Source organism: Acinetobacter sp. Colony158, from assembly GCF_019264745.1.
Taxonomy (GTDB): Bacteria; Pseudomonadota; Gammaproteobacteria; order Pseudomonadales; family Moraxellaceae; genus Acinetobacter; species Acinetobacter ursingii.
Genome location: NZ_CP078523.1, coordinates 286,516 through 294,174, shown reverse-complemented (window position 1 = coordinate 294,174; position 7,659 = coordinate 286,516). Strand labels below are relative to the sequence as shown.

General features: G+C 39.5%; 5 protein-coding genes, 1 tRNA gene and 1 pseudogene. 4 read left to right on the top strand and 3 right to left on the bottom strand.

Annotation, left to right across the window (positions count from 1 at the left end; all coding sequences use genetic code 11):
• A partial coding sequence (locus tag JR005_RS14320) for a GlyGly-CTERM sorting domain-containing protein (protein WP_228731724.1) occupies window positions 1–1,263 on the top strand: 1,263 nt, incomplete at its 5' end.
• A gap of 107 nt (window positions 1,264–1,370) precedes the next feature.
• Here the strand turns inward: JR005_RS14320 and argG are convergent.
• Both argG and JR005_RS00790 read right to left on the bottom strand, forming a co-directional pair.
• Window positions 1,371–2,711 carry an argininosuccinate synthase gene (argG, locus tag JR005_RS00795; protein WP_044434542.1) on the bottom strand — a complete coding sequence of 447 codons (1,341 nt, stop codon included), beginning with the start codon at window positions 2,709–2,711 and terminating at the stop codon, window positions 1,371–1,373.
• A gap of 178 nt (window positions 2,712–2,889) precedes the next feature.
• Entirely contained in the window at window positions 2,890–3,777 is an 888-nt protein-coding gene (locus JR005_RS00790; RefSeq protein ID WP_218665399.1) for a LysR family transcriptional regulator, read from the bottom strand.
• Window positions 3,778–3,941: 164 nt separating this feature from the next.
• On the opposite strand from JR005_RS00790, the gene JR005_RS00785 reads away from it, so the two are divergent.
• The 3 genes from JR005_RS00785 to JR005_RS00775 all read left to right on the top strand — a co-directional run bounded on the left by JR005_RS00785 (window position 3,942) and on the right by JR005_RS00775 (window position 7,452).
• A complete protein-coding gene (locus JR005_RS00785; RefSeq protein ID WP_218665398.1) occupies window positions 3,942–4,859 on the top strand; it encodes a DMT family transporter in 918 nt (305 codons plus the stop codon).
• A 386-nt stretch (window positions 4,860–5,245) separates the two neighbouring features.
• A complete protein-coding gene (locus JR005_RS00780) occupies window positions 5,246–7,276 on the top strand; it encodes an NADPH-dependent 2,4-dienoyl-CoA reductase (RefSeq protein WP_151837714.1) in 2,031 nt (676 codons plus the stop codon).
• Between the two features lie 86 nt (window positions 7,277–7,362).
• Window positions 7,363–7,452 (top strand) — tRNA-Ser (locus tag JR005_RS00775).
• Between the two features lie 16 nt (window positions 7,453–7,468).
• Here the strand turns inward: JR005_RS00775 and JR005_RS00770 are convergent.
• A pseudogene (locus tag JR005_RS00770) lies at window positions 7,469–7,659 on the bottom strand (site-specific integrase); the annotation flags it as partial.

The window sequence follows — 7,659 nt, the reverse complement described above, 5'->3', positions numbered from 1 at the left end:
AGTGTGTTAAGTAGCTTGCAGACACCATCAGAATATACCAGTTTCTTGCCGCTTTATTTCCCTAAGGATAATAAACTAGATACAGATTTGGTTGATGTGGAAACGGATGGTTGTAGTACACAGGATCAACGAGGAATTAACCGTATCACCGATGGAACTCTCATTTTAAATCCAACAGGACGTAATACTTGTGATCTTGGTTCGACTGAAATCATGCGCTTAACCGCAGGCGATATTAATGGTATCGTCAATAGTTCGATCGTCACTTTACTGGATAGTTATCAAACAGAGTTAGATTTCTTCAAGGATCTGGTTGCAAATAGTAGTACTAACCCAGACTTTTTACCTTATTACAATAAACGTATTAAAGAGTATGAGGATCTCATTACCTATACCAAAGCCAATGAAAAATATCGCGCAATCTATGTAGATCCTTTTAAATTTAGTCTACCAGATGAAATTGTGTTAGCTGATGGCGGTCGTCAAATTCAGCATCTGACGCCAGATACTTATGCGATTTCTGTAAAAGCCTTGGGTGTTGGGATGATCACAGGAAGTGGTGATAGCGCTAAACTCGATGCTCGACCAGATGAAAATTTAAAATGTGAATGGAATCCTGATCTTAAACGAATTATGGTTTATCGTCTGGATGATGGGATTACTCAAGCAGGTGAATATAATTTCTGTCAGTATACATTAACCCTAAAAAATGCAGATGGTTCACTCAATACGTCTAAACAATCATCAGGTTTGATGCAGGTAAACTTTGTCAATATTGCTCCAATTGCCAAAGCCGCTGAATATACAATTCAATACGGAACTGATCAGAAGATCAATGTCAATTTACTGAGCAATGCTTCTGATGATGGTGATGGGCCTGTTTCGGCTTTGGTCAATAAGCCAAACAAACCTGCTTTTTACCACGATGAAAATGGGGTTGAATTACCAATTCGTTTAACCACCATTCCTTCAGGTATCACCGTTACTCCTGAGCGCACTGGGCCATGTCCGTATCCTGATGAAAAAGAAACCTGCTATGGTGGTAATCTTAGCATTCAGGTGAAAAATAATTTCAACGTATTTGACTATAAATTTAGTTATCTCATTTACGATGCTGATGGCACAAAGTCATCAGAGGCGACTGTGACTTTAAAAAATACAGCATCTACTACTAATAACCAGAGTAGTAGTGGTGGCGGTAGCCTAGGTATCTTTACAGTATTAGGACTTGTTGGACTGGTACTTTATCGCCGCCGATCATGATTTAGACTTAAAAACAAAAGAGAGGTTCAATTGAACCTCTCTTTTGTTTTATTAAGTGCATTGAATTATCAAACTCGATGCACTTAATTTTTTATTTAAGGATCGACTTATTTTTTTGTGTCTAATTGTGGAACAGCTGAACCCTGACCAATCGACAGCAAACCTGTATTGGTATAGATCCCAAGTTTGGCACGTGTATCGGTAATATCTAGATTACGCATGGTTAACTGACCAATACGATCCATTGGTGTAAACATGGAATCGCCTTTCTCCATGGTTAAACGCTCTGCTTCATAGGTCAGATTTGGAGATTCAGTATTCATAATGGTGTAATCATTACCACGACGAAGTTCAAGTGTTACTGTACCTGTAATCGCTTTAGCAACCCAACGCTGCGCTGTTTCACGTAGCATCAGTGCTTGTGAATCAAACCAGCGACCTTGATAAAGTAAACGACCTAAACGTAAACCATTGATACGATATTGTTCGATGGTATCTTCATTGTGGATACCAGTAACTAAACGCTCATAAGCGATATGAAGTAATGCCATACCAGGCGCTTCATAAATACCGCGTGATTTTGCTTCAATGATACGGTTTTCAATTTGATCCGACATGCCGAGACCATGACGACCACCGATACGGTTTGCTTCTAGGATAAACTCAACAGGATCTTCGATACGCTGTCCATTCAATGCAACAGGCATACCTTCTTCAAAAGTCACAGAAACCAGTTCAGGCTGAATCTCAACTTCATCTTTCCAGAATGCCACACCCATGATTGGATCAACGATTTTGATACCTGCATCCAGATATTCAAGATCTTTGGCTTCATGCGTTGCACCGAGCATGTTTGAGTCAGTTGAATAGGCTTTTTCTTTTGACATTTTATAGTCAAAGCCGTTATCAATCAGAAACTGTGACATTTCTGCACGGCCACCCAATTCATCGATAAATTGTTGGTCTAACCATGGTTTATAGATTTTTAAATTTGGATTTGTGAGCAAACCATAACGATAGAAACGTTCAATGTCATTCCCTTTATAGGTAGAGCCATCGCCCCAGATATTGACATCATCTTCTTTCATGGCAGTCACCAGCATGGTTCCAGTAACCGCACGACCAAGTGGCGTCGTATTGAAATAAGGAACACCGCCCGTGCTGATATGAAATGCGCCGCATTGAATCGCCGCAATTCCTTCTAAAGCCAGTTGTAAACGACAGTCTACAAGACGGGCTTTGACCGCGCCATATTGTTCAGCTTTCTTTGGAATGGCATCGTAGTCATCTTCATCAGGCTGGCCCAGATTTGCAGTGTATGCATAAGGCTCTGCACCTTTTTGTTTCATCCACAATAAAGCCGCTGAAGTATCCAGACCACCAGAGAAGGCAATACCCACTTTTTTGCCTACTGGTACATGCTGCAAAATGGTTGCGTTATCAGTCATTGCTAATCCTAACTAACATTTGTAAAAAGACCTAAACCGATGGTCTTGAGAATTCAGAATGGCAGATATTGTAGCACTTTTTTTATTTTATTTTTTCTGATCGTTCAATATCCACCCCGAAAAATGAAAAATCGATGTCGATATTTTTAGAGGCGCTCAATTTTTCAATTTTAGTTTTTTAAGCAACTTTAACCTGATGGAAGCTTTGACTGTTTTGAAGAGTATCATTTAATCCAATAAATTGTTTCTCAATCGGGGTAAAGATATGGTCGCTACGTGCGATCAGATATAAACCAATATTGCGATATTGATCAGGTATTTCCCGATAATATTGAATCTTATATTTTTCAATCAGTGATTTGGCCAGCATAGAAATGCCCATTCCAAGTTGCGTAAAATGAATCAAAGCTTCATGATCATAAATATGGGTAAACTCGCCTTTAGTTAAACCATAGTCTGCATAAATCTGATCCAGTGTTGTGGCATAACAGCATTCTTCAGATGCCAACAGAATATTTTGCTGATTTAAACAATCCTCAAGCCGTTCATGATTAATCACATTTTTTCCGATAATCACCAATTGGTCTTCATCTTTTTGAATATACTGAATATTTTTTTGCTTAGGATGACCAAGCACATAAGCGATATCCAGATTTCCAGCTAATATTTCATCCTCAATAAAACCTGTTGCACCAGTTTTCATGGTAATCGAAAGCTCAGGGTAGGCCTGATAGAGTTGACTAAAAGAGGGATAAAAGCGCATGCCACCTAAACTGGTATTGGTGCCAAAGCGTAAGTTATTGTCTTGTTGATCGATTTTGTGTTCGGTTTCTTCCCACGTAAACAGCATTTTTTTATATTGACTATAAAGATGTAATCCAGATTCAGTTAACTCAACGCCTTTGGGCTTGCGAATAAAAAGTTGACGTTTGTAATGGTTTTCAATTTTCTTGATTTTGGCGGTCATGTTGGATTGTAAATAATTAAGCTTATGCGCCGCTGCGGTAATACTTTTTAATTCGGCAACAGTTACAAATGACCGGATATCGCTAATGTCAATATTCATAGAGATGCCTCAATCTGTGCAAAATAGCCAATTTAATCAGATCAAGCAGACTCTTTTAAAAAGGCATTAAAAAAAATGATGTATCTATTAAAACATAGCATTATTCATGATGTCATTTGTTTTATACACTATCACCATATTATTTGATTTGTTGAGAGACGCTCGTGAATATTCGGGTCATCAGTGCGATCGCATTATTATGTCTGGTATGGGGATCTTTATGGGGACTGGTTAAACATAGCTTGCAGGTTTTTCCACCTTTTTTATTTACTTCGCTCCGTCTGATTTTGGCTGCTGTGACTTTAATGCTGCTTCAGTTGATTTTGAAGAAATCGATTCTGCCTAAACGTGGCGAATGGAAATCCTTAATCATTTTAAGTGCGTTGGTGTGTCTGGGTTTCTATGCGACACAAATCTTTGCCATGCAATTTGTAGATTCTGGCTTGTCCGCCGTGTTGGTGTTTACCATGCCTATTTTTATTGGGATTTTGGCACACTATGTTTTACACGAACGTTTAAACAGACAAAAGGTCTTAGGATTAATTTTAGGAACATTAGGTCTGATTGCGATTCTTTGGCCACAACTGTTACATTTGAGCTGGAATTTGTCTTTAGCAGGTGAGTTACTCTTGATTGGATCGGGTTTTTTCTGGGCAATGGCAACGGTGTATATCAAAAGAAATTTTGCAACTTATGATAAAGTTAAGCTAACAATCTGGCAAATGCTGATCGGTGGGATTGCGATTCTGATAGGCGCTTTAATATTTGAGCCTGTAGATATAACGGTATGGATGAATCCTTTAAACCAATCATTGCTTTTCTATATTGCTGTCATTGGAACTGGTTTTGCATTTTCCCTGTGGAACTGGATTGTGAGTCAGGTCGATACCTTTATCGCTTCGATTTCAATTATGTGTATACCTGTTTTAAGTTTATGTTTTGGTGTGTTAATCTGGCATGAACCTCTCACGATGAATATTCTGATGGGCGCTGCCTTGATTTGTTCAGGGATTGTGATGAGTTCGTTGAAATTAAAATCAAAAAATGCCCAATTTAATTATTGTTCTAAACAATCTCGATAAGAATAACCATTTCATATTGAAAGAAAGCGTTTTAACTTGGAAGCCATATTTTTTATGGCTTTTTTATTTTTTAGATTCTCAGATGAAGTACAGTAGAGATTCATTTAGGATAGGAATAAGACGGAATAAGATTATTTAAGGATCGACCAACGTTAAAGTTGTTCAATGAACTATAGTTATCATAATGGTAAGGAGCTCAGTAGAATTCCAGAATGAATGAAAGCGTTGTTTCAGCAATTCATCTTTTCTAGAGAAAATAAGATATGCTTTAGCGATGATTGACAATTTAAACAGCTAAAAAAACATAACAAGCCATCCCAACCTATAAAAAAAGTATTAAAGTATTATGCAACAAGTTGCACCGCCAAATTCAACAAGGATTTCCTATGACTAGCTATGCACATATTTTAAAACCATTACATTTAGGTTTTACCACAATTAAAAATCGAGTTGTGATGGGATCGATGCATACGGGGCTAGAAGACCGTTTTTATAATTATCCCAAGTTAGCTGCTTATTTTGGCGAGCGGGCCAAAGGGGGGGTGGGCTTAATTATTACGGGAGGGATTTCACCGAATCGTCAAGGCTGGTTGTTACCTGCGGGTGGAACCATGAATTCATTGGCAGATATACCGCACCATCGACTGGTCACTCATGCGGTGCATAAACATGGCGGCAAGATTTTGATGCAAATTTTGCATGCGGGTCGTTATGGATATCAGCCTTTTGTGGTATCGGCCAGTGCAATTAAATCACCTATTTCTCCGTTTAAGCCACGTCAAATGTCGGAAAAAAATATCCTTGAAACCATTGATGATTATGCGCGTTGCTCCAGTCTATCCAAAAAGGCAGGCTATGATGGCGTAGAAATTATGGGTTCTGAAGGTTATTTGTTGAATCAATTTTTAAGTCGCCATGTCAATCAACGTACAGATCGTTGGGGTGGCTCAGTCGAAAATCGAATGCGTTTTGCGATTGAAATCGTCAAAGCAATTCGTGAAAAAGTAGGCGAAAAATTTATCATTAGCTTTCGTTTATCCATGCTTGATTTGGTGCACGATGGCAATACCATGCAAGAAGTGATTACCATTGCTCAGGCACTGGAAAAAGTAGGCGTGACCATTTTAAATACAGGAATTGGTTGGCACGAAGCACGTGTTCCAACGATTGTAACTTCTGTGCCACGTGCTGCCTTCGTGGATTATACGGCGTATGTTAAACAGCATGTTTCAATTCCTGTGATCGCGTCAAATCGTATTAATATGCCTGATACTGCCGAAGAAATTTTGGCAGCAGGCAAAGCAGATATGGTGCAAATGGCGCGACCACTCCTTGCTGATGCATTTTGGGTGACGAAAGTCGCAACTAATCGTGTCGATGAAATTAACACCTGTATTGCGTGTAATCAGGCTTGTTTGGATCACACCTTCAAAAATAAAAGAGCCACCTGCTTGGTTAATCCACGGGCAGCCTATGAAACTGAATTGGTTTATGTAAAAACAAAAAAACCGAAGAAAATTGCGGTCGTGGGTGGTGGTGTTGCAGGCATGTCTGCGGCAACTGTGGCGGCAAGTCGTGGACATCAGGTGACGTTATTTGAAGCAAATTCTGAAATCGGCGGCCAATTTAATCTGGCGAAAGTGGTGCCAGGCAAAGAAGAATTTCATGAAACTATTCGTTATTTTAAAGTTCAAATTGAAAAAACGGGTGTGGATTTACGCTTAAATACACGAGTCAATCGTGAGCAATTAGAACGTGAGGGTTTTGATGAGGTGATTGTTGCAACGGGTGTGATTCCTCGTCAGCTTAAAATTGAAGGGAGTCAATTACCACAAGTTTTATCTTATGCGGAAGTACTCAAAGGCGCTCCAGTCGGAAATAGTGTAGCGGTGATTGGTGCCGGTGGAATCGGTTTTGATGTATCTGAGTTTTTATTAAAACCAATACATCAACCTCAGCCGCAACCCTTAGCTGATTGGCAACGTGAATGGGGCATCGATCCTCAACCAGATTATATGACCGAAGGTGGTTTGCAAGCTCCACAAATTGAAGCACCCATTCGTCAGGTTTATCTATTACAACGTAAAACGACGCCATTGGGTATTGGTTTGGGCAAAACCTCTGGATGGGTACATCGTGCACAGTTGAAAAAACATGCGGTGCGTATGATGCGCGGAGTGCAGTACAAAGCGGTCACGGATGAAGGCTTATGGGTTGAATTGAATGGACATGATCAGCTCTTACGTGTCGATACAATTGTGGTCTGCGCAGGGCAAGAATCGATTAAGGATTTGATGCCAAGTGAAAATGAAGCGACACTTGCGAATTATCATATTATTGGAGGTGCAAAATTGGCTGCTGAGTTAGATGCTAAACGCGCCATTCGCGAAGGTGCAGAATTGGCTGCCCAGCTTTAATTTTTGATGAAACAATATCCAATTGAATATCAGGCACTCAAATTTTTCTTGAATAAAATGAAGTGTCTTTGTATTCTTACGCACATGGAAGCGTGGCAGAGCGGTTTAATGCACCGGTCTTGAAAACCGACGAGGGTGTGAGTCCTCCGTGAGTTCGAATCTCACCGCTTCCGCCAAATATCTGAAAGGGAATCAAATACATAATTTGATTCCCTTTTTCTTTGGCACAATTTTGGCACTATTCGAAATTTTAGCAATCTCTTCTTTGTTCTTATCTGAATTAATCCACTTCGCATAACGTTTCATGAGCATCACCAAACTATGCCCTAGCTGTGAAGCCACATAAACTGGATTAAGTCCATTCATTAAGCATACGGTCGCAT

Coding starts and splice junctions, on each gene's coding strand:
- argG (WP_044434542.1), bottom strand. CDS start 2,711: ATGACTGATAACGCAACCATTTTGCAGCATGTACCAGTAGGCAAAAAA.
- JR005_RS00790 (WP_218665399.1), bottom strand. CDS start 3,777: ATGAATATTGACATTAGCGATATCCGGTCATTTGTAACTGTTGCCGAA.
- JR005_RS00780 (WP_151837714.1), top strand. CDS start 5,246: ATGACTAGCTATGCACATATTTTAAAACCATTACATTTAGGTTTTACC.